We start from the raw sequence: 22,852 nt of genomic DNA, 5'->3' as shown, positions 1-22,852 counted from the left end.
TAGCTATAAATAATCAAGTAGGTACAAGTTTTGAAATCATCTTCTAATATTTTTAAAAAATTAGACCCGCTATTTTTTCTGTGTGTGGTTATTCCTACCATTGTTTTAACAATTTATTATGGGTTAATTGCGTCAGATGTTTACATTTCTGAGTCTAAGTTTGTGATTAGAAGTCCAAATCAGCAATCGGTTTCTGGTTTAGGGGTTATGCTAAAAAATATTGGATTTAATGCTTCGCAAGATGATAGCTATATTGTTAGAGATTATTTGACCTCTCGAGATTCTGTCAAAAGTTTAAATCAAAATCTTAAAATTGAAGCAAAATATTCCGCTAATAGCATTGATGCAGTGAGTCGATTCGGTTTTTTGTTGCAAGATAAAACCTTTGAGCAGTTTTATGAATATTTTACCAACAAAGTAAAAATTGTCTATGATCCGTCATCATCGATTTCAACTTTACAGGTAAGAGCTTATACACCAGAAGATGCTCAAAAAATTAATGCTGAGCTATTAAAGACCAGTGAGGCAGTTGTTAATAAAATTAACAGTGAAGCCAAAAATGACATACTATTATATTCACAACAAGAAGTACAAAATGCTCAGGAAGCATCAACTGCAGCAGCTGAAGAACTAGCGAATTACCGTACGGGTAAAGAAGTGTTTAACCCTGAAGGGCAGTCAATGATTGTGCTTCAAGAGATTTCTAAGCTACAAGATGCTTTGATACAATCACAAGCTCAGCTTAGCCAAGTGCAAACATTAACACCAGATAACCCACAAATTCAAGCAATTCAGCTAAGAATCAAAACTTTAGAAAAGAAAATTAAAGAAAAATCTGATTTGGTAACAGGTCCTAGTGACCGTTCTTTGAGTAATCGCTCAGCAGGTTATCAGCGTCTACAGCTTGAGAAAGAATTAGCAGATAGGCAACTAGCATCCGCAATTGCCTCTTATGAACAAGCAAAAAATGATTTTAGCCAAAAACAGCTTTATTTAGCAACATTGGCTCAGCCATCACTACCTGATGAAGCGTTGGAGCCGAATCGTCTTAAAAATATCCTATCAGGCTTTGTGTTTGGGCTACTTGCGTGGGGGGTGTTAAGATTGTTTGTGGCTGGGGTGAAAGAGCATAATGACTAGTATTGCTACGTCCATAAAGGATTTTAATAAGTCTTTTGCGATACAACTTAGAGTAATTTATGCACTTTTGATGCGTGAAATCATCACTCGCTATGGACGGCATAATATTGGTTTTGCTTGGTTGTTTGTAGAGCCGATGTTATTTACCATAGGTATTGCTACTTTATGGTACACCTTAAAAAATACACATGGTAGTGATTTGCCCATTATTCCATTTGCAATAACGGGATATTCAACGGTTTTATTGTGGCGTAATGTTGCTAATAGAGTGACTCATGCAGTGGAGGCGAATACTGGGCTGTTATATCATAGAAATGTTAAAGTAATCGATGTATTTCTCGCACGAATGCTCTTAGAAGTATCTGGGGCGACTATGTCATTTTTAATATTGTCAGCATTGTGCATCATTGTTGGACTTATGAGCCTGCCTTATGATTTCTTGATTATTGTACAAGGTTGGGGGCTGCTAATCTGGTTTTCTTTGGCCTTGGGTTTGATTGTTGGCTCGCTTGCTACCTTGTCAGACATTGTTGACAGATTGTGGCACACCTTTACTTATTTACTGTTTCCACTTTCAGGTGCTGCCTACATGGCGTCTTGGCTACCTAGTCAGCTTCGAGAATATGTACTTTATTTGCCAATGGTTAATGCTACAGAAATCATTAGATTTGGCTATTACGGAAGTATGGTTGAAACCTACGGGAATGCAATTTATTTAATAAAATGCAACTTGGTGTTTTCATTTTTGGGGTTGCTTGCAGTTCGCTATGTGAGCAAACGGGTGGAGAGTCATCATTGATAGAACTTGTAAATATTGTTAAATACTATCCTGTCAGAGACGGAAAAAGAAAGGTTTTGGATGGTATCAATTTGATTGTTAATCCTGGTGAAAAGATTGGTATTTTGGGTAAAAATGGGGCGGGTAAATCCACTCTTATTCGTATATTGAGTGGTGCAGAAGAACCTAGCTCTGGTATCATCAGAAGAAATATAAATATTTCTTGGCCACTTGCCTTTACGGGTGCATTTCAGGGTAGTTTGACAGGTGCCGACAATGTTCGTTTTGTATGTCGCATATATAATGTTGATTACAAACAGGCAATGGAGATGGTGGATTCTTTTGCTGAGCTTGGTAAATATCTGTACGAGCCGGTTAAAGTGTACTCATCTGGCATGAGAGCAAGATTGGCATTTGCTATTTCATTGGCGGTGGATTTTGACTGTTACCTAATTGATGAGGTGATTTCAGTAGGCGACGCCAGCTTTCATCGAAAGTGTGAAATTGAGCTGTTTGAAAAAAGAGCACATAAAGCAATGGTGATTGTCTCTCACGAATTGCATAACATCCGAGAATACTGTGACAAAGTTGCGGTTCTTAACAATGGCGTACTAACTGTATTTGAAAATTTAGAAGATGCGATAAGTTTATACAATACTCTATAATGGTGCAATTATATGATTTACATTTCCATCCCCATTCATGAGAAGCTTGATGTTGTTAAAAATCAAGCAGATAATTTTAAGCAGTTTTTCCCTGAGGCAAGGATTGTTTATCATGTTTCGAAGCAGGCAACTTTTACTATTGGAGAAGCTAATGATTTTATGCTTAAAAATAAAGTTGACAATGTCTTGATAAATCCCAAGCAGGTGGATACAGGATGGGGTAGTATTATTCAGGCACATATTCAAAATATCCTATTTATTCTGGAGCAAAAAGATGCCACTAAGATATGTTTTCATTCGTCTAATGACATGATAGTACGTAGTGGTCTCTATAATTACTTAAGAGATAAAGATTACGTTTTCCACAATCGTTATGTTAGAAAGCCATCCTATTGGTGGGTGGGGAATGTTGCATATGATGATTATCGCTTGTTGGATTGGCTAGCAATACATGGAGGGGGGAGGATAGTTGCTTCTCAGATTGAAGGTTCGATGTATCATATTGCATTTCTAAAAGAATTTGTTGATGAGTTGTTAAATTGCCAACCTGTGTTGCAGTCAGGTCTGTTTTATCCTCGAGAAGAGATTCTATTTTCTTCTTTTGCCGTTGCTAAAAACCTAAAATCACAAGGTTTGCCTTATATCTTGTCAGAAGTCCATCGTTTTGATAAGAAGCTCTGGAGTTATTTTGATCATTATCGTTTTGTTTTTAATGACAATAGTCGCATAACCCGAATGATGAAAAAAAGGTTAAATGATAAGTTGTTTGATTCAACCTTTTATAAAATTAGCAAAAAAGATATTGAAGCCATACGCGGTCAGGATACTAAATTTTTGGCCGAATCTTTCGAGATGAGCGATGGTGGTAATCATTGGCAAGTTTATGAATTAAATGCATTATTTGGTGTTAAAAGGATTGAAAGAAACATGAACGATCCACTTCGCCAATATATTTTAGGATTAAAGTCATGAAAATTTTACAAAATATTGTATATCCAGAAACATCAATTTATGAAAATGATCGAGAGGCTTATATCAGGGGGTCTGATAAAATGCGTCTGATTGATGGTCATCTTGTTCTATATGCTTATGAAAAAGTTGATTTTAATACCTATCATAACTTTTTCTCACTGAAAAAGTGGCGTCTTTACGCACGGCTTCAAAATATTTTTTTAAGCATATCAACTGTGGGAGATGTTCAGGTTGATGTGGTCGGTATTATGGATAGAGGGCATTATTTTCCTGAACAGGTCTTGGTTAGTGCTAGTGTCAAGAGCAAACAGGAAGCGGCGTTGGACATCCCTGACCATGAAAAATTTGATATTCTTTACCTGCGAGTGCAAGCATTGAATAAGCCCGTGGAAATCATCCATTGTGGTTTCGGCACAAAAGACTCTGCTCAACAAAAAGTATCGTTGGGAGCTTGTATATGTACTTTTAATCGTCAGCCTTACTTGAAGAAAAATTTTGAAAAATTAGTGCCTCTGATAAAGAAGCATAATTTAGATGTTGAATTTTTTGTTTCTAATAATGGTGATCCATTGGGTTTTGAAACACCTGAGAGAATCGACGTGGAGAAAAATCGCAATCTTGGTGGTGCGGGCGGCTTTACTCGAGCAATTACGATGGCACTTAGAAAAAGTAAATCACATATTGTACTGATGGATGACGATATTCAGTTGCCTTTTGAGTCTTTGTTTAGAACAGTGCGTTTTTTTGAAATGATTATTCCAGAACGAAGAGATGTATTCTTGTCTGGTTCTATGTTGTCATCCGAAGAGCGTTGGCTTCAGTATGAAAGAAATACTGTGCTTGATAACAATGGCTTTCATCATCAAGGGCATGCGCAGAATACTAGAGATTTTGGTGTTGCTCTAGAAAATGCTTTAAATGACAGTATTCGTGGTTTGGCTGGCTGGTGGTTCTGTGCATTTAGTTCAAAAATTCTGCGGGATTATGGTTTGCCAATGCCGATTTTTGTACGAGGTGATGATGTTGAATTTTCTCTTAGATGCTCAAAAGAAATTGTCAGCTTAAATGGCGTGTGTGTATGGCATGACCCATTTATCAACAAATATTCAGAAATTATGGAGGATTATTATCTTCCTAGAAACATGATCATTAATGCACTGCTTACCCCAAAACCAATGACGGGATTAATTAATAGGTTTGTATTAAAAAAATTTTGGGAGAATATCAGAAAATATAACTACGCTGCCGCTCGTTTAAATATATATGCAGTAGATCATGTTTTGCGTCAAACTTACAAAGAAGATGCAGAGTCTATTCACCGATGGGCATCCAACCTACTTAAAAAAGAAAAAGAACAGGTGCAAAATCTTGGTTTTGGCAGATTTTATCCAGTCAAAAGGAATGCTAAATCAAAATATTCTCGCTATGTATTTCTAGCAAATGTTGCTGGATTGACTAAGGGTAATTTTGGCACAGCACAAGCAGGATTTAACAGAAATATTCACGATTTTGCAGGTCGAAAAGAGGTGCATATTTTTGACCATCTAACAGGTCGTATTGAAGTCGCTAAACTTGATCGCAAAAAAATTGCTCAGTTATCAGTTAAGATGGCAAAATCGTATGGTCTTTTAATGAAAAATATGGCACGAATCAGAAAAGATTTGATTGAATATCGTGAAGTAGCTACCCAAAATGAATTTTGGCAAGAAATATTTAATGCGTCGAACGAGAAAAAATAGGAATATTGTTTTATGAAGCGCTTAATTTTTGATCTAGACGACACTCTGTCAAAAACCACCGGCGGCGATTATCGAAATGCTGAGCCAATCATGCCAGTGGTAGAAAAATTAAAAGAATATAAACAATTAGGTTTTACTATTGTCATTAACACAAGCCGAAATATGAGAACCTATAAAGGCAATGTGGGTGAAATTAATAAAAATACTTTGCCAATTATTATTGAATGGTTAAATAAGCATGATATTCCATTTGATGAAATCTACACAGGCAAACCATGGTGTGGTATGGAGGGTTTTTATATTGATGATAAAGCCATACGTCCTAATGAGCTAGTTGAGCTATCCTATGAAGAGATTAAAAAGTTAATAGGAGAGTCATAATGATTCTAATTAACTCCGCTGCTTATGTCAGTCCAGAGTTTCAGGCTGAAGTTGGGGTTATTCCGCCTTGTATGTTACCGATTGGCAATAAAAAGATTATTGAATTGCAAGTGGATAAGTTGCGAGAAATTTTTGGTAATGAAAAAATTGTTTTATCCTTACCAAAAAGTTACAAACTTGCTATCAATGAGGCGAATACGCTTTCGGAATTAAACATTAAGACTCGTTATGTGCCAGACGAATTTACGCTTGCCGAAGCAATCTTATATGTTTTAAATACCGAGACGGATAGTTTTGAGGAGCAGGTGCGCTTATTGCACGGTGACACTTTGATTGGTAACATTCCTAGCACGTGTAATGTGGTAACAGTTTCAAAATTTCCTCGAGCTTATAATTGGCATAAAGAAAAACTTACCACAGGTGAAGAGGTTATCTGGAATGGGTATTTCTGTTTTGCTGACCGTCTAAATTTTGTTAAGTCTTTGGCGATCGCTCGTGGCGAATTTGTCAAAGCGGTGAACCATTATCGCGAAACACATGCAGTAGAGTTATACGAAACCAAAGAATGGCACGACTGTGGACATATTAACCCTTATTTTAATGCCCGAGCCAGTATTACTACGCAGCGTTCTTTTAATTCTTTACTTATCAATCGTGGTCTGGTAACTAAAAGCAGTACCAATCACAAAAAAATGCAGGCGGAGATTAACTGGTTTAAGTCATTGCCAGCGAATTTGAAAAAATTTGCACCGCAACTGATCGATGATGGCATCGGGCAAGATGGTGTTACGCCTTATTATTGTTTGGAATTTATGCCAATTTTGCCATTAAATGAACTGTATGTACACGGTAGAAATCCAGCAATTTTTTGGAAGAATATTTTTGGTTTGGTGAAAAATTATTTTGAAGAAGCCAGAAAATCTGATTTAATGTTGGAAAAAAATTTTGATAAAATCAAAAGTTCATCAGACCGACTTTATAAAGATAAAACCTTATTCAGAATCGCTAAATATGCCGAAGATAATAATTTGGACTTAAATAAGCAAATTATTTATCAAAATAAATCACTGGGTTCTATCAATGATGTGATTCATGATAGTATTCGGAAAACGCTCGACTTGCCTTGTGTGGCAACCATTATGCACGGTGATTTGTGTTTTAGTAATATGCTATTTGATGCTCGCGGACAAAGAATTAAAGTAATTGATCCACGAGGTATTGATGAAGATGATAATCTGACCATACTTGGCAATCAAACTTATGATTTGGCGAAATTAACGCATTCCGTGATTGGTATGTATGATTTTATTATCGCAGGGCGTTACCGTTTAATTGAGAATGGTGACAATCTTAAAATAGAGTTTGATATTGATGACAGATTGACACTCATTCAGCAAAATTATTTAAATACAGTGTTTTTTCAGAATATTACTGTAAAAGAAGTGATGCCTGCGGTTGTACTGTTGTTTTTGTCAATGCTACCGCTGCATGATGATAGACCTGACCGTCAAAGGGCAATGCTAACCAATGCATTTAGGTTGTATCACGATTTTGTGTTGTGATAAAAATTAATAAGGAAAAAAAGATGATTGTTATTCCAATGGCAGGACTTTCTAGCCGTTTTTTTAAAGCGGGTTATGATGTGCCAAAATATCAGTTAGATATGGGTGGCAAGACAGTTTTCGCTCGTTCGCTAGAATCATTCAAGGCGTATTTTGAGACAGATTTGTTTGTCATTATTTTGCGTGATGTGTATGAAACCAAAGCCTTTGTTGAGCGTGAAATGCGAAATCTTGGCATTAAAAATTATGAGCTGTGCGTGCTAGATGGTGAAACCGAAGGTCAAGCAGAGACGGTGTATTTGGGCATTCAAAAGATGACTGATGATGAGGAATTGTATATTTTTAATATTGATACATTCCGCCACGACTTTAAAAAGCCTGATTTTGTCAAAGACTGCGATGGTTATTTAGAAGTCTTTAAAGGCAAGGGGGATCATTGGTCGTTTGTCAGTATTGATGAAGATGATAAAGTGATTCGCACGACCGAAAAAGAGCGTATTTCAGATTTGTGTAGCGATGGGCTTTATTATTTTAAAAGAGCGGGTGATTTCAAATCATTGTTTGAAAAAACCAAAACCGAAAAACTCTATGTCAAAGGTGAGCTGTATATCGCCCCAATGTATAATTTGATGTTGGAGCAAGGTGCGGACATTCGCTATGATTTGATAGAGCTATTACAGATTGATTTTTGCGGGACGCCAGATGAGTATGACTTATTGATGAAAAATGGTCTAAAAGGATAGTTTATGAGTGAACTAATTGTAACAAATGAAGATAACTATGTTATCAGTTTTTTGGATGGAGCGGTAATTTGTCCTAGCTTTTCTTTTGGTGAGGATGGTTACATAGAAAGGTATTTAAATTTAGACTTTTACAAATATAGTGTCTTGGGAAGCAGAATAGAATTTTTCAATCCTAGAGGTGAAAATACGGCTTGGATTGATATATCGAATCGTTCATTTTTTGGTGTTTGGACTGTATATGATATACCTATTCAAATGAAAATATTTCGTCAAAAATTCTACGAACCGTATTGTAGTGATGAAAGTCTTAGGGAATACCTTTCAAATACACGTTGGAGATTTAGGGGAAAAAATGGTAATATTATTTCTGATAACTTGTGGCTCTGCCAAAATGGTTTAGTAGGTGGTTATACTCATCATAATGAATTCTCTTGGGGTATTGTTAATGGTTGTTTGAGTTTTTACACAAAAGATGGCGTGTTGAGTTCAACTTTTAATTATAAGTTACTAGATGGTAAGCATATCAGGCATTTTAAAGGCGATTTTCTTCTAGGTGCTAATCCTACAAATCATGCACTGGATTTTTTAAGTGATGAGGGTTCATATTTTTTAAGTGAGCTAAATACTGAATTAACTTTAAGTAATATATCTAAAACTTTATTTGTAGTTTTTAATGGTAACGCTCATTTGTATGATGGTTCCAAGACTGGTTATTGGGAGTTTTTTTCTATACCATTAATGGAAGGCGTGGATATTTGTAGAATTTCGGAGGGCTCTATTGTTGGTTGGTATATTGATAAGACCAAAAGGGTATTGTCAGTCTTACGGAGCATAGTGACAAACTATCATAAGGTTGTATTTTGTGGTATGTCAGCAGGTGGATTTGCTTCAATTTATTTTAGTGAAGTGCTAGCTAGTGAGTATAAAAATATTAATTTCTATACGTTTACTTTTAATCCTCAGACAACACTTGAGAGATTACATCGTAGAAAACTAGTTGAATTGTTCGATATGCCAAGAAGACCAGCTGTATTAAATGATTTCACTTTTAATAACAGAGATAGTGAGATTTGTAGTCTCAATTCCTTCATTGATAATTGTGAAATTACAAATGTTATCCATAATATTTACTATGATTGTGGAAATCCCTGTGAGCAGTACTATATTGATTGCCTTAACTTTTCAAATAGGTTAATTATAAATTCATACAATTTTGGGCTTAACCACTCTGATGGTATTGAGAGGATTTATAGAACCTATGATGCTCATAGAGAAATTGAAGCGTTGCTGAAATAAAATTTGATTCTTTTGGAGCTTCTTATGAATGCAAATAAAAAAATCCTAATCATCGGTGCAGGCTTTTCAGGTGCAGTTATTGCTCGTGAGCTTGCTGAACAAGGTTATCAAATTGAAGTTATTGACCAGCGTTCGCATATTGCAGGTAACTGCTACACCGAACGTGACAAAGACACCGAAGTCATGGTACACCAATACGGTCCGCACATTTTCCACACCGATGATAAAGAGGTGTGGGAATATGTGGGTAAGCACGGCACATTTATGCCTTACACTAACCGTGTCAAGTCAACGGTTGGCGGACAGGTATATTCTTTGCCTGTGAATTTGCATACCATTAACCAATTTTTTGGCAAAGCATTTAGCCCCAAAGAAGCCCATAATTTTATTGTGAATGAACAAGCGGATAAAAGTATTGGCGAGCCACAAAATTTTGAAGAGCAGGCTTTAAAATTTGTCGGCAAAGATTTATATGAAGCCTTTTTTAAAGGTTATACCCAAAAACAATGGGGAATGTCGCCAACCAAGCTGCCAGCGAGTATTTTAAAACGTTTGCCTGTACGTTTTAATTATAATGACAATTACTTTTTTCATAAATTCCAAGGTATGCCAAAAGACGGCTATACACCGATTATAGAGAGTATTTTAACTCATGATAATATCACGGTAAAATTAAATACCAGTTTTGATGATTATCGTGATAAACTTGATAGTTATGAGCATCTTTTTTACACAGGTGCCCTAGACGGTTTTTATAATTACAAACTCGGTCGTTTGGGTTATCGTACGCTCGATTTTGAACGCCATATCGAAGACGGCGATTTTCAGGGCTGTGCGGTGATGAATTACGGCGAAGAGAGCGTGCCATATACTCGCATTGCCGAGCATAAGCATTTTACCCCTTGGGAAAATCACGACAAAACGGTGTATTTTAAAGAATTTAGCCGTTTGGCTGAAGAAAAAGACATTCCATATTATCCCATTCGCTTGGTTGATGAAAAAACCATGCTTGAAAAATATGTGGATTTAGCAAAACAAGAAACAAAAGTAACCTTTGTGGGGCGGCTTGCCACTTATCGTTATTTAGACATGGATGTGACTATTCGTGAGGCTTTAGATGTGACAAAAAGTTTTTTAAATGCCCAAAAGTCTGGCGGAAAAATGCCGGCATTTATGGTTACCGTTCTTTGATATTTGCTAAATATATTCAGTAAATGTCTAGTAAATTTACTGAACATGAATACTTATGTCTATTGTTAGTGTCGTGATTGTTACCTTTAATTCAAAAGCTTTTATCCAAAGGCTTTTGGACTGTCTATTGTCACAAACTTATCAGCCTAATTATATTGTGATTATTGATAATCATAGCACCGATAACACGTGTGAACTGATTAAAAATTACAATAACCCAATTATAAAATTAGTTGAACTACACAACAACTTAGGTGGGGCGGGAGGTTTTGCAAAAGGATTAAAAGAAGCCATTCACTTAAATAGTGATTTTATATTTAGTTTTGATGATGACGCTTATCCAAAAGACAATGATTTTATTGAAAAAATGCTATCTTTTAAGACTAATCATAATTTAGATGTAGTTGCACCCTTAGTCGTGGATACGCACAATCATGATAAAACTGCTTACGAATACCTAGTTGATAATCAAAAATCAAGCGATGTTAATAGTATTCAAAAACATGAAAAGATTGATGAATTAAAATTATTCAACGGCGTGCTATTTGATAAAAAGGTTTTACTAAAGTTGAAAGGTCCACGCCCTGAGTTTTTTATTCGTGGAGATGAAGAAGAGTTTCGCCAAAGAATTGTACGAGCAGGATTCAAATTTGCAACCTTTACCGAGCAAATTGTCTATCACCCAAGTTCTGTTGACGAATATTACTATATCAAAGGTAAGCGTTATCATCATATCAAAAATACCTTTAAGCTATTTTATTCCACCAGAAATCGATTTTATATGTTAAAATTGCGAGAAGATTTTACGCTACGCAAAAAAATAACTGTTGCTTTTAAGGAGTTCTGGCGATACAGTTGGTTTTATTTAATTTATCAAAAAAATATACAGCACTATTATGTTTGGTTAAAAGCCTTTATTTTTGGATTACTTGGTTATGTGAAAAACCAAAAACAATAATTTGGAGATATTATGAAAGTAACCCACGCCATTATCCCCACCGCAGGCTTTGGCACTCGTATGCTCCCACTTTCAAAAGCCGTGCCAAAAGAGCTATTACCGCTTGGTAATCGCCCAAGTATTCATTACGTCATTGATGAGGCGATAAAAGCAGGGATTAAGCACATCGTGCTTGTCAATCACGCCCAGAAATCAGCGATTGAAAATTATTTTGACATTAACGGCGAATTGGATATTCAGCTTCGCAATAAAGGCAAAAATGAGCTTGCTGATAGTTTGGACTTCTTACCTGACGATGTCAAAATCACATCGGTGCGTCAAGGCAAACCGCTTGGTTTAGGTCATGCGGTTTTGCAGGCTCAATCAGTCGTTGGCGACAATCCTTTTGCGGTATTACTGCCAGATGTGGTGCTTGACCCATTTCTTCCAAGTTTTGGTGAGAATAATTTGACGTATATGCTAGATGAATTTAGTAAATCTGGTCGTAGTCAAATTCTTGTTGACCCAGTTGCCGAGAATGATATTCATAAATACGGTATTGCTCGCCTTGATAACAAACAAACCATTGAAAAAAATGATAAAAATCAATCGTTTGATGTTAAGGGCTTTGTGGAAAAGCCATCGGCAGATGTTGCACCGTCTAATTTGGCAGTGGTGGGGCGTTATGTGTTTGATGCTAAGATTTTTAATTATCTTGCCAAAACTGCTCCAAGCGTAGGCGGTGAAATTCAGCTCACTGATGCCATTGACGCACTCATCGGTGAGCAGGGAATGGATGTGGTCACTATGGTGGGCGACAGCTTTGATGCAGGCGATATGACAAGCTATATGCAGGCATTTGTGTATTTTGCTAGTAAGCAGTTAGGTTAATATATTGATTTTAAAAGACTTTCTAAGGAAAAATCATGAGCCAAACAATGCCTGTCACTTGGCAAGCCTTACAATCTCTTGCCAAAAACGACCTTGATTTAAATACGTTTTTTGCTACTGATAGCGAACGTGGCAAGAATTTTACCGCCAGTGCTTGCGACATTTACATAGATTTTAGTAAGCAAGCGATTGACAAGACGGTTTTAGATAATTTATTAACGCTTGCCAACGAATTTGATTTATCCAAAAAAATCAATGACTTATTAATAGGAAAAAAAGTCAACGATACCGAAAACCGTGAAGCCCTACACACTGCTTTACGAGCTCCAAAAGGTGAAAGCCTTATGATAAATGGTATCGATGTCAATCAAGATGTGCATGACAGTCTAGCAAAAGCGGAGATTTTGGTTAATCGTATTCGTCAAAAAATATGGCGTGGCTACTCAGGCAAGGCAATCACGGATGTGGTAAATATCGGCGTGGGAGGGTCTGACCTTGGACCTTTAATGGCGACCACCGCTCTATCCGAATGGGCGGACACCGACATCAGCGTGCATTTTGTCTCCAACATGGATGGCACTCAGTTAGATGTTCTTTTGAAAGTTTTAAATCCACAAACCACATTATTTATTATTTCTTCAAAATCATTTGGTACGATTGATACACTATCTAATGCTAAAACTGCCTTGCACTGGCTGCTCACTGCCCATGATAACCGCACCACGATTTTACGTCGTCATTTTATTGGCATTTCTACGCGTCCTGATAAGATGAGTGAGTGGGGCATTCATACAGATAATCAACTGCTACTTTGGGATTGGGTTGGTGGACGGTTTTCCATGTGGTCGGTGATTGGGCTTGCCATTGCCATTAAAGTTGGTGTGGATAATTTCTATGAATTGCTCGCGGGGGCAAATATCATGGATAAGCATTTTGCCACCGCTGATTTTGCGCATAATTTGCCTGTACTTTTGGGCTTGATTGGCGTGTGGAATGCAACATTTTTAAACATCAATGCCCATTCCGTTTTGCCTTATGATGGACGACTTAGTTTTTTCCCCAACTATCTGACGCAATTAGAAATGGAATCCAACGGCAAATCAGTCACTCGTAAGGGTGTGGCGGTCGATTATAATACCTGTCCGATTTTGTGGGGAGATATAGGCTCGAATGCTCAGCACGCTTTTTATCAACTGTTACATCAAGGCACGCAAAGGGTGTCGTGCGATTTTATTACGCCAATTCATCGTTATGACGGCTCGCAAATTTACAATTCATCGCTTGCCAATCAGCATAAATTATCGCTGTCAAACTGTCTTGCGCAGTCGCAAGTGATGGCATTTGGTAATCAAGCCTTGCCTGATGAACTAAAAAATAAACGAGACGAATTTAGCCATTTTAAACAATACCGTGGTAATCAGCCGTCTACAACGTTGTTGTTAAATAGCTTATCGCCAAAAACTTTGGGTTCGCTGATTGCACTATATGAGCACAAAGTATATGTCATGAGTGTGATTTGGCAGATTAATCCTTTTGACCAGTGGGGTGTGGAAGTCGGCAAAGTCATGGCAAATAGTGTGTATGATGAGCTACAAACCACTGATTTTACAGATAAATTTGATTCATCGACCAATCAGTTATTGGCGGTTATAAAAGGAACTGCTTAAATGTCAAATGAAGTTTATATTTTTGGTTCTAGTCATGAAGCGATAAATACCGCCATTTTTCTTGCCAATCTCGACAAGATTGTATATCTGTACGCCAAAGATGGTGAAATTGATGAAACTTTGTTGTATTATAAATTTGACCGTCAAATGGGTTTGGCTTGGTCGTTGTATACAAGTAAACAAAAAATTATCCTGCACCACGAGCTTGATTTGGTATTTGCTCAAAAAATAGAGGGGCAGACAATTTGGCTATTTTTGGATAATTTCAATGATGATAAGTTAGACCTGCTTGCTCAAAAACAGACAAGTCCACATACCCACATTATCCTAAGCGGTACGAAAAAAATTGGCAAGATCAATGATATAGCCAAACAGTTCAAAACAAATTGGGTCTATTATCTACCGTTTATTTTTATGAAAGAAGGGGCGAATTTTAGTTCATTTTATCAGCCTGATTTGGTATTGATTGGTGAAAAAATACCCAATAGTGTGGTAAAATCTGATATTTTATTATTTTTAAAAAATCAAGCCAAAACTTGTGAAATTAGCGACATTAAAACCAGCGAATTTGCTAGAAGCTCTATCATGGCAATGCTTGGCACCCGCTTGTCGCTGATGAATGAACTTGCTCGTCTTGCCGATAGTGAACGGGTGAATATAAAAACTGTAGAACGTATTATGGGTAATGACAGCCGAGTGGGGCATGCCTATTTGGGTGCAGGTTGGGGCTTTGGTGGCAAATCGTTGCCGAATGAATTAGCATTATTAAAAGAAAAATTTGAACAAAATCAAGTGGATAATCACTTATTGTCATCAGTATTGATGATTAACGAAGACCAAAAAGAGCTGTGTTTTCGTAAGTTTTGGCAATATTTTGATGGCAATATTGAGCAAAAGACGGTAGCAATTTGGGGAGCGGGTTATCGCATTGGGGCGGGCATTACCACCAATTCTGCCATTCACCCATTACTCAAGCTGTTGTGGTCGTATCACATCAAAACCAATGTCTATTTAAATAACACCAGTTTTGAATTAGAACAATTGTACGGCGACAATCGGTTGTTAAGCATTACGAATGAGCCGTACGAGATTTTAAAGAACGCCGATGCGTTATTTATTATTAACTGGTCAGGATTAACACCACCTGATATCAATCAATTAAACAAAATTGCTTTGCCAATTTTTGATGCCAAAAATATTTTAACAGATAGTCAAGTGACTGATTTTAAAGGCGAATATTTTGGCATTGGGCGTTAAATTAAAAAGGTAAAAATCGATGAAAAAAATATTAGTTACTGGTGGTGCAGGTTATATCGGCACGCACACGCTTATTGAGCTTGTAAACGCAGGTTTTACGCCTGTGATTTATGATAATTTGTCTAATTCTAGCCCTGTTGCAGTTGAGCGAGTCGAAAACATCATCGATCAAAAATTAACCTTTATTCAGGGTGATATTTTGGATAGGAATTTGCTTGTTAAAACGTTTAATGAGCATAATTTTTTTGCGGTTATTCATTTTGCAGGACTAAAAGCGGTGGGCGAATCGGTTGCCAAACCTTTAAAATATTATCAAAATAACGTGTCAGGTACGCTAAATTTATTGGACGTGATGAAAGAAAAAGGTGTAAAAAACTTTGTCTTTTCATCATCTGCTACCGTCTATGGTGACCCAGAAATCTTGCCGATTGTGGAAACGGCAAAACGCTCGGCAACCAACCCCTACGGTCAAAGTAAATTGATGGTTGAGTACATTTTAGAAGATTTGGCAAAGGCGGATAGTGAGTTCAATATCATTTCACTGCGGTATTTTAATCCGATTGGAGCGTATAAGACGGGTATGATTGGCGAAGACCCAAGCGATATTCCTAATAATTTAATGCCTTACATCAGTCAAGTAGCGGTGGGTAAATTACAAACGTTATCGGTTTTTGGCGATGATTACGATACGCTGGACGGCACAGGTGTGCGCGATTATATTCATGTCGTTGATTTGGCAAAAGGGCATGTATCGGCGTTGCAATTTATTGAAAAACAAGACAAATCTATTGGATTTGAACCGATTAATCTGGGTACAGGTAATGGTACGTCTGTATTAGAGCTTGTTAATGCTTTTATCAAAACCACAGGCGTAAACGTACCGTTTAAAATTGTGGATAGACGAGCAGGGGATATTGCCACTTGTTACGCCAGTTCCGATAAAGCCAAGACTTTGCTAAATTGGGAAGCAAAATTAAACATTGAAGCAATGTGTGCCGATACTTGGCGTTGGCAATCGAATAACCCACAGGGTTATCGTGGGTGAACGTAGAACCGCACCCATTCGCTCCCGTATTACCGCCACATGCTACCGCACTCATGATGGGGACGATGCCACCCACGCCCGAGAAATGGTGTATGGCGTTTCATTACCCTAATTTTTACAATGATATGTGGCGGATTTATGGTAAGGTATTTTTTGACGATGTGGATTATTTTCGCATTGGCGACGAAAAACGCTTTGATGCTGACAAAATCCAAGACTTTTTAATCAAAAAAGGTATTGGTCAGCTACCGACCGTTACCCACGTTATCCGTGAGAAAGGCAATGCCTCCGATGCCCATTTAACGGTAGTCAGGCGTGTGGATTTAGCAAGTGTGTTGGCAAAATTACCCCATGTCAAATGGCTGTTTACCACAGGTGGTAAGGCAACCGATGTGCTAATGGAATTGGTAAACGAATATTTATCGGCAAATCAACAAAAACCGTTAAAATCTCCAAAAACTAACCAAATGTTAAATGTCTTAATCTTTGGGCGACATCTTACGATTTATCGCTTGCCGTCTAGCTCTCGGGCGTATCCGATGAGCCTTGACAATAAAGTTTCGGCTTATCGGCAGTTTTTTGAATTAGCAGGATTGCTTTGATAAATAGTTAAAATTTTTAAAAATCAATTACTTATTCTTTGACAAAATCGCCACCTGACGAATATAAGTGTTCAAATCATTTTCACTTTCTTCTAACAATTCATCATCTTGCGTGTGTTTGGCATAAGCAACCCAAACCAATAACTGTTTAATGGTATTAAACTCACTTTGAAAAAATGATTTGGTAAATTGTTTTAAGGTGTTTTCGTCTTGCAAATTTAACCGAGTTTGCCAGCTTTCAATTTTCGCCTGTTGCTCTGGGCTAAAGGTACAGCGAAACAGGTATTCCACGATATCATGCGGATTTTCTTCCGCCAATAATTTGCCAAGACGTTTCACATGACGTTTGCGGGCTTCATGGCTGGTGATGTCGTTTAATTGCAATAAATCGTCCAAAAAAAACTCACTGGCTGGCAAGTTTTTCATCTGTTTTTTTGACAAATTGGCAAGCGGTTCTGCCAATAGTTGCAAGCGTTCACGCGATTTTTTTTGTTCAGTACGGCTCACCACCATATCCATTTCTGCAAAATTTAGCATAATTGTTACCTTTATTTATTAATGTTCTTGCCAATAAATTTTTTCACGGTGTTTGATATTCACCGTCATTGCTTTGGGTAATTGCTCGCTTAATAATTTGCCCACAAATTCGCTGATAAACACCGAGCGGTGTTTACCGCCTGTACAGCCAATGGCGATGGTTATTGTGTGGCGATTGTTATTTAAAAACTCTGGCAACCATTTTATTAAAAAATTGCCAATGTCAGCTACCATGTCATTGACTTGTGGATAATTGGCAAAAAAGTCTTTAATTTCATTATCCAAGCCTGTTTTTACCTTTAATTCTTTTTGCCAATGTGGATTGGGTAAAATGCGTACATCAAACAAAAAATCAGCATCAATGGGAGAGCCATATTTAAAACCAAAGGATAAAACATTGACCGTAATTACATTATTCACACCGAAATGATTGCGTACCAATTCTTTTAATTCGTGGATATTTAAGCTTGTGGTATCAATTTTAATATCACAAAGTTTAAAAATGGGCGATAACAATTCTCTTTCGGTTTTAATCGCATTGGGTAGATTTTTGATTGTGCCATTTGCCATGAGTGGGTGTACTCGGCGTGTGGCATCAAAACGAGAAATTAAGCTATTGTCATTGGCAGTGGTATAAAGGATTTTAATTGCTGACTGCCCATAAAGGTCTATTAAGGCTTGATAAATGGTTTCAAAATCTTTTAAATCTGCCTTTGGGGTTCTCACATCAATGCCAAGAGCGATTTTTTTGATGTCGGTTTCGGTTAATTTTTCAAGGGCGGTAATGACAAGCGATAAAGGCAAATTATCCAAACAATAATACCCAAAATCCTCTAAAATATTTAAAACCGAAGTTTTGCCAGAACCCGACCGCCCTGAAACGATGATGATATTGGGGGTGTTTGTTGTCATAATTGTACCTATTTACTTATAATTTTATAACCCAATTTCTAAATTATCCAAAAGCCGTGCCTTGCCTACAAATACCGCCGTTAATACCACCAAATTTTTATCGCTCGGCTTGACAGCTTGTAATTTGTCATTATATAGTGATAAATAATCTACTTTTAACCCTGTATTGGTTAATTCATCGTGATGTTTTTGCATAATATCGGCATAATTCTCAAAGCTTGAATGTTGAATATCGGCTTTAATTTTTTGTAGCGTCTGTTGGATAACAGGCGCGATTGCCCGCTCATCAGGCGTTAAATAGCCATTTCTTGATGACAATGCCAAGCCGTCATCGGCTCGCACAATTTCCGCTCCAATAATTTCAATACCAAAATTTAATTCATCATTTAACTGGCGGATAATGGCTAATTGCTGATAATCTTTTTTACCAAAAATCGCCATATCAGGGCGGACAATATTAAATAATTTACTCACTACCAATCCCACACCGTCAAAATGCGTGGGGCGAGACTTTCCGCATAAGATTTTGGTAATCTCGCCACTTAATACCTGCACATTGGGTGGATAAGAGGGATACATTTCATTGACACTTGGGGCAAATACAATGTCGACATTGGCAGTTTTTAATTTATCCAAATCGTCATCAAGCGTACGTGGATAACTGTCAAAATCCTCATCCACGCCAAATTGCGTGGGATTGACAAAAATACTCACCACGACCATATCGGCTTTTTGTTTGGCAAGTTTGACCAGTGATATATGCCCATCATGCAAATTGCCCATTGTCGCAACCAATGCAATGTTGGGGGTAGTTTTTTTATCACGCTGTGTTTTTAATTCGGCTTGGAGTTCTAAAATGGTATTAAAAATTTTCATGATGATATCAAAAACTATGCTCTATACTTGGAAAGGTTTTTTGTTTAACGGTGTGATGATAATTTTTAAACGCACCCAATATATCGCCTGTTTCATTGCCACCATCTTTTAAAAAGTCTTTGACAAATCTAGCAGGTTTTTTGGTATAAATGCCCAGCATATCGTGCATGACCAAAACTTGTCCGTCTGTGTCCACGCCCGCCCCAATGCCAACGACAGGCACGGCAAAGCTTTTGGTTACTTTTTTGGCAAGCTTGGCAGGCACGCACTCTAATAAAATCATGCTCGCCCCCGCATTCACCAAAATTTCACAGTCTTTTAATAATTGGTCGGCTTGCTCGTCTGTTTTGCCTTGTACTTTATAGCCACCAAACACATTGACCGATTGGGGAGTTAAGCCCAAATGCACGCAAGTCGGTACGCCATTTTTGGCTAAAACCGTGACAATCTCGGCGAGTTCACTACCGCCTTCAATTTTTACCATATTCGCCCCTGCTTGCATGACCGCACGGCTATTTTTAATCGCATCAGTTAAAGTTGCATAACTCATAAAGGGCAAATCGCAAATAATTAGGGCGTGATGATTGGCACGCACGACATTTTGGGTGTGATAGACCATATCATTGACAGTAACGGGCAAAGTAGACGATTGCCCCTGCACTACCATTCCTAAACTATCACCCACCAAAATCGTGTCAATCTCGGCAAGCTCCATCAAATGGGCAAAGGAAGCATCATAACAGGTTAAACACGAAAACTTTTCGCCATTTTGCTTGTACTTTTGTAGGGTGGGTAGGGTGATGGGGGATTTGGGTTTTTGGTCGGCTTTAGTTGTAGTTTCTGGTTTTAAGTTGGCTAGGTAGGTCATGGGTCGCCTTATTAATCATGAAAATATTGTATTTAAAATGCGTTGTTTGTTGAATAGTTTCAAGGGATAACGTTGTAATTTTAATGTGTTTTTTGCTAATGTTAATAAATTTTTGGTTGTTATTTTAGCATATTTCTCATTTTTTTGTTGTAAGTTGTTGCAAGTAATTTTTTGCAACCGTTTGAAAAAACAATTGCCACAAAAAAACAGACCTTTAATCACTTAAATGTCTGTTTATCAAAAATTTTTAACCAAAAAATCAAGCGTGTGGCACAATTGCAGGCATCAAATCGTTAAAGGTACGACCGTTTGCCGTCTCACCAATGGCGTGCATTTTCCACTCGCCGTTGTGACGATAAACTTTTGCCATAATCATCGCTGTATGCGAGCCTTGAGCAGACAGGTTATAACGAGCCACTTCGCCATTGTTACCCGCATTAACGATACGGCAATAGGCATTGGCAACTTTTTCAAACGACTGCCCTGTAAAGCTGTTTACCGTAAAAACAAGCGACTGTACGCTAGCAGGCACACGAGATAAATCCACGCTAATGACTTCATCATCGCCATCGCCTGCCCCTGTGCGGTTGTCGCCAGAGTGCGAAATTGAGCCGTCTTTTGAGTGTAATTGTCCAAAATATACAACGTCAATCGGCTGTTTGTTGCTGTCAAATAGTACAACAGAGGCATCTAAATCAATGCTGTCGTGGCCACCACCGCCACCAAACAAACCGCCCAAAAATCCGCCTGATTTACCAGAACTGGCAACGTCCCAGCCTAAACCCATATTGACACGGGTTAATGCACCGCCTGCTTCTTTTTCCAAAGAAATTTTTTGACCTTTTTGTAGATTAACTGCCATATTAAGCTCCTAGTGCTTATTAAAAAATTGTTAAAATTCAAAGATATACAATAAATTATTAGGTTAATAACCCACCAAATAACCCGCCACCGCTTGTGCCACTACCGCTATTGCCAGCACCTAACACTTTACTCAGCCAGCCTTGATAATTATCACGGTTACGAGAGCATAACACCACTTTGCCTGCACCGCTAAATTTTAGCACCATGCCTTCGCCACTGGTTACCGAATTGATAATATTGCCCAAAAATCCCTTACTTTGACTGGTAGAAACCGACAATTCATAAGCCAAACGGCTATCCCAACAGACCACATGACCGTTGTCAATCAAAACTGGTTTGTCAGGGGTAACTTCAATCTCAAACAACGAGCCAAAGCCTGAAACCACAACCTGTCCATGACCTTCGGTTCGCATGACCAAAAATCCGCCCGTATCGCCAAACACCGCTCCGCCCAGACTACTGTTGATACTTGCTTTAATATCTACCGTGCCAGAGCTTGCCACAAACGCACCGTCCGATAGCGTATACTGCACCGCTCCCACATCAAGAATTTGCATATCGCCGTCAAGCGTTGGGGCAAGTAGGCAATCGCCTTCGCCTTTGGTGGCTTCAATTTTTTGTTGAAATAGCGATTCACCATTGGCAAAACGTCTCATTAAGGCTCGCATGATACCGCCTTGTAGCGAGCCTTTTAATTCAAGGTTAGACTCCATCATCACCATGGCGTTGGCTTCACAATGTACGATGTCGCCTTGTTTTAGGTTGCAATGCAAAAACGGTTCATTTTCGCCAAGTAGGGTAAAAGTTACTGCCATTTTTAGCTGTTCCTATTGCTCGTTTGTACCAAACCATTGTTGATTGATTTTGTTATAAGTGCCATCTTGTTTGATATCAGCCAAACCTTGATTAAGTTTTTTGATAAGATCCATATTACCTTTTTTAACCGCAATGCCTAAATTGCCGTCTTTACCACCAGCATTTGCTAAGTCTATATTAAAAGTTCGGAGATTGTATTCAGGGTACTGTTTAACATTATATTGTAAAACACGGTTATTATTGATAAAAGCATCCGCATTATCGGTCAAAATTGCCTTCATGGCTAAAAAACTTGTTGATACACCGTGTAGATTTTCAGGGTTTTTCACCAATGTTTTGGCATAGTCAAAATCAATCGTGCTTTCTAAAGCAATCAAACGTTGTTCAGCTAGGTTGGCTTGATTGATTGCCATACCTTTTGCATTATTTTTGGTTAAAACCCCTGTTTTATAGGTCAAGTAAGGCTCGCTATAATCAATAATTGCTTTGCGTTCTTCGGAAATAGAAATGCCTGCAATCCATAAATCCACTTGATCCTCATTTAATGCTTGTGGAAATTCCGACCATTTTTTTGTAAGGATTTGGACGTTCATATTTGCTTTATTGGCGATGGCGTTAATTAAGTCAACATCATAACCAATAGGTTTGCCATTTTCATCAAGGTATGAAAATGGAGGAAAATTTGAATCTACGGCAACAGTATAAATTTTACCTGATGTAGGAGTAGTATTAGATGTGCTTGCGGTAATTGAGCTAGTCGTTTCAGTTGTGGTCGTTTCGGTTTTTGCAGGTTCACTTTGTGAACAACCTGTTAACGTACACAATGATGCAAAAGCCAAAGATGGAATAATATACTTCATAAAATTGCTCCAAATAATTTTAAAAAATAATCTATTTATTAACCAGTATTCAAACAAAATTATCCTATAACACGAAATTTCGTAGGGTTGGTTGGTTTGTATAACCCGCCAAAGTTCAAATTATAATTTAAATTTGCCTACTACTTATTAGTTATTTTATGACTAACTATAAGAAATAAAAAAACGGCACAAAAAGTGACATAAAGATTATTATGCCACTTTTTATTATAAAATCAATTAAGTTTGTATCAAT

General features: G+C 37.6%; 23 protein-coding genes. 16 read left to right on the top strand and 7 right to left on the bottom strand.

Annotation, left to right across the window (positions count from 1 at the left end; genetic code table 11):
* Window positions 1-30 precede the first annotated feature (30 nt).
* From A3G3_RS0111480 to A3G3_RS0111405, 16 genes are read left to right on the top strand one after another with little or no spacing between them, the layout of a single operon-like run.
* Window positions 31-1,140 (top strand): hypothetical protein, encoded by a 1,110-nt coding sequence (locus A3G3_RS0111480; protein ID WP_019520668.1) that lies wholly within the window; start codon window positions 31-33, stop codon window positions 1,138-1,140.
* Entirely contained in the window at window positions 1,133-1,939 is an 807-nt protein-coding gene (locus A3G3_RS0111475) for an ABC transporter permease (RefSeq protein WP_019520667.1), read from the top strand. Before A3G3_RS0111480 ends, A3G3_RS0111475 begins: the two co-directional genes overlap by 8 nt.
* The gene (locus A3G3_RS0111470) at window positions 1,936-2,583 is read left to right on the top strand and encodes an ABC transporter ATP-binding protein (RefSeq protein WP_019520666.1); all 648 of its coding nucleotides are present in this window, start codon (window positions 1,936-1,938) and stop codon (window positions 2,581-2,583) included. Before A3G3_RS0111475 ends, A3G3_RS0111470 begins: the two co-directional genes overlap by 4 nt.
* Window positions 2,584-2,595: 12 nt before the next feature.
* Complete coding sequence (locus A3G3_RS0111465; protein WP_019520665.1) at window positions 2,596-3,555, top strand: hypothetical protein; 960 nt, start codon at window positions 2,596-2,598, stop codon at window positions 3,553-3,555.
* Entirely contained in the window at window positions 3,552-5,294 is a 1,743-nt protein-coding gene (locus A3G3_RS0111460; protein ID WP_019520664.1) for a glycosyltransferase family 2 protein, read from the top strand. The genes A3G3_RS0111465 and A3G3_RS0111460 overlap by 4 nt, the downstream gene beginning before the upstream one ends.
* Before the next feature lie 12 nt (window positions 5,295-5,306).
* Complete coding sequence (locus tag A3G3_RS0111455) at window positions 5,307-5,675, top strand: HAD-IIIC family phosphatase (protein WP_019520663.1); 369 nt, start codon at window positions 5,307-5,309, stop codon at window positions 5,673-5,675.
* On the top strand, window positions 5,675-7,237 hold the full coding sequence (locus A3G3_RS0111450) for a hypothetical protein (RefSeq protein ID WP_019520662.1): 1,563 nt from the start codon (window positions 5,675-5,677) through the stop codon (window positions 7,235-7,237). The genes A3G3_RS0111455 and A3G3_RS0111450 overlap by 1 nt, the downstream gene beginning before the upstream one ends.
* Before the next feature lie 23 nt (window positions 7,238-7,260).
* Entirely contained in the window at window positions 7,261-7,980 is a 720-nt protein-coding gene (locus A3G3_RS0111445; RefSeq protein ID WP_019520661.1) for a glycosyltransferase family 2 protein, read from the top strand.
* Window positions 7,981-7,983: 3 nt separating this feature from the next.
* Window positions 7,984-9,276, top strand: a complete 1,293-nt coding sequence (locus A3G3_RS0111440; RefSeq protein WP_019520660.1) for a hypothetical protein — start codon at window positions 7,984-7,986, stop codon at window positions 9,274-9,276.
* Between the two features lie 24 nt (window positions 9,277-9,300).
* Window positions 9,301-10,467: a UDP-galactopyranose mutase gene (gene glf, locus A3G3_RS0111435; RefSeq protein WP_019520659.1), complete on the top strand. Its 1,167-nt coding sequence runs from the start codon at window positions 9,301-9,303 to the stop codon at window positions 10,465-10,467.
* A 55-nt stretch (window positions 10,468-10,522) separates the two neighbouring features.
* On the top strand, window positions 10,523-11,425 hold the full coding sequence (locus A3G3_RS0111430; RefSeq protein ID WP_019520658.1) for a glycosyltransferase: 903 nt from the start codon (window positions 10,523-10,525) through the stop codon (window positions 11,423-11,425).
* 9 nt (window positions 11,426-11,434) lie between these two features.
* Window positions 11,435-12,295 (top strand): UTP--glucose-1-phosphate uridylyltransferase, encoded by an 861-nt coding sequence (locus A3G3_RS0111425; protein WP_026213019.1) that lies wholly within the window; start codon window positions 11,435-11,437, stop codon window positions 12,293-12,295.
* 35 nt (window positions 12,296-12,330) lie between these two features.
* The gene (gene pgi / locus A3G3_RS0111420; RefSeq protein WP_019520656.1) at window positions 12,331-13,962 is read left to right on the top strand and encodes a glucose-6-phosphate isomerase; all 1,632 of its coding nucleotides are present in this window, start codon (window positions 12,331-12,333) and stop codon (window positions 13,960-13,962) included.
* Entirely contained in the window at window positions 13,963-15,219 is a 1,257-nt protein-coding gene (locus tag A3G3_RS0111415) for a hypothetical protein (RefSeq protein ID WP_019520655.1), read from the top strand.
* A 19-nt stretch (window positions 15,220-15,238) separates the two neighbouring features.
* Window positions 15,239-16,264: a UDP-glucose 4-epimerase GalE gene (galE, locus tag A3G3_RS0111410; RefSeq protein ID WP_019520654.1), complete on the top strand. Its 1,026-nt coding sequence runs from the start codon at window positions 15,239-15,241 to the stop codon at window positions 16,262-16,264.
* Window positions 16,265-16,317: 53 nt separating this feature from the next.
* Window positions 16,318-16,866: a DNA glycosylase gene (locus tag A3G3_RS0111405; protein ID WP_323806858.1), complete on the top strand. Its 549-nt coding sequence runs from the start codon at window positions 16,318-16,320 to the stop codon at window positions 16,864-16,866.
* Window positions 16,867-16,893: 27 nt separating this feature from the next.
* On the opposite strand, the gene yjgA is transcribed toward A3G3_RS0111405, so the two are convergent.
* The 7 genes from yjgA to A3G3_RS0111365 all read right to left on the bottom strand — a co-directional run bounded on the left by yjgA (window position 16,894) and on the right by A3G3_RS0111365 (window position 22,599).
* Entirely contained in the window at window positions 16,894-17,403 is a 510-nt protein-coding gene (yjgA, locus tag A3G3_RS0111400; protein WP_019520652.1) for a ribosome biogenesis factor YjgA, read from the bottom strand.
* An 18-nt stretch (window positions 17,404-17,421) separates the two neighbouring features.
* Window positions 17,422-18,315 carry an RNase adapter RapZ gene (rapZ, locus tag A3G3_RS0111395; RefSeq protein WP_019520651.1) on the bottom strand — a complete coding sequence of 298 codons (894 nt, stop codon included), beginning with the start codon at window positions 18,313-18,315 and terminating at the stop codon, window positions 17,422-17,424.
* 24 nt (window positions 18,316-18,339) lie between these two features.
* Window positions 18,340-19,191, bottom strand: coding sequence for a pantoate--beta-alanine ligase (gene panC, locus A3G3_RS0111390; RefSeq protein WP_019520650.1), 852 nt, complete (start codon window positions 19,189-19,191; stop codon window positions 18,340-18,342).
* Between the two features lie 7 nt (window positions 19,192-19,198).
* Window positions 19,199-20,059, bottom strand: coding sequence for a 3-methyl-2-oxobutanoate hydroxymethyltransferase (panB, locus tag A3G3_RS0111385; RefSeq protein WP_019520649.1), 861 nt, complete (start codon window positions 20,057-20,059; stop codon window positions 19,199-19,201).
* Between the two features lie 259 nt (window positions 20,060-20,318).
* Window positions 20,319-20,921: a TerD family protein gene (locus A3G3_RS0111375; RefSeq protein ID WP_019520647.1), complete on the bottom strand. Its 603-nt coding sequence runs from the start codon at window positions 20,919-20,921 to the stop codon at window positions 20,319-20,321.
* Window positions 20,922-20,979: 58 nt separating this feature from the next.
* A complete protein-coding gene (locus A3G3_RS0111370; RefSeq protein WP_019520646.1) occupies window positions 20,980-21,738 on the bottom strand; it encodes a TIGR00266 family protein in 759 nt (252 codons plus the stop codon).
* A gap of 12 nt (window positions 21,739-21,750) precedes the next feature.
* Window positions 21,751-22,599: a transporter substrate-binding domain-containing protein gene (locus A3G3_RS0111365; RefSeq protein ID WP_019520645.1), complete on the bottom strand. Its 849-nt coding sequence runs from the start codon at window positions 22,597-22,599 to the stop codon at window positions 21,751-21,753.
* Between the last annotated feature and the right edge of the window lie 253 nt (window positions 22,600-22,852).

The organism is Moraxella boevrei DSM 14165 (assembly GCF_000379845.1).
Taxonomy (GTDB): Bacteria; Pseudomonadota; Gammaproteobacteria; order Pseudomonadales; family Moraxellaceae; genus Faucicola; species Faucicola boevrei.
The sequence above is the reverse complement of the archived record's forward strand: the minus strand, read 5'-3'. Positions and strand labels throughout refer to the sequence as shown.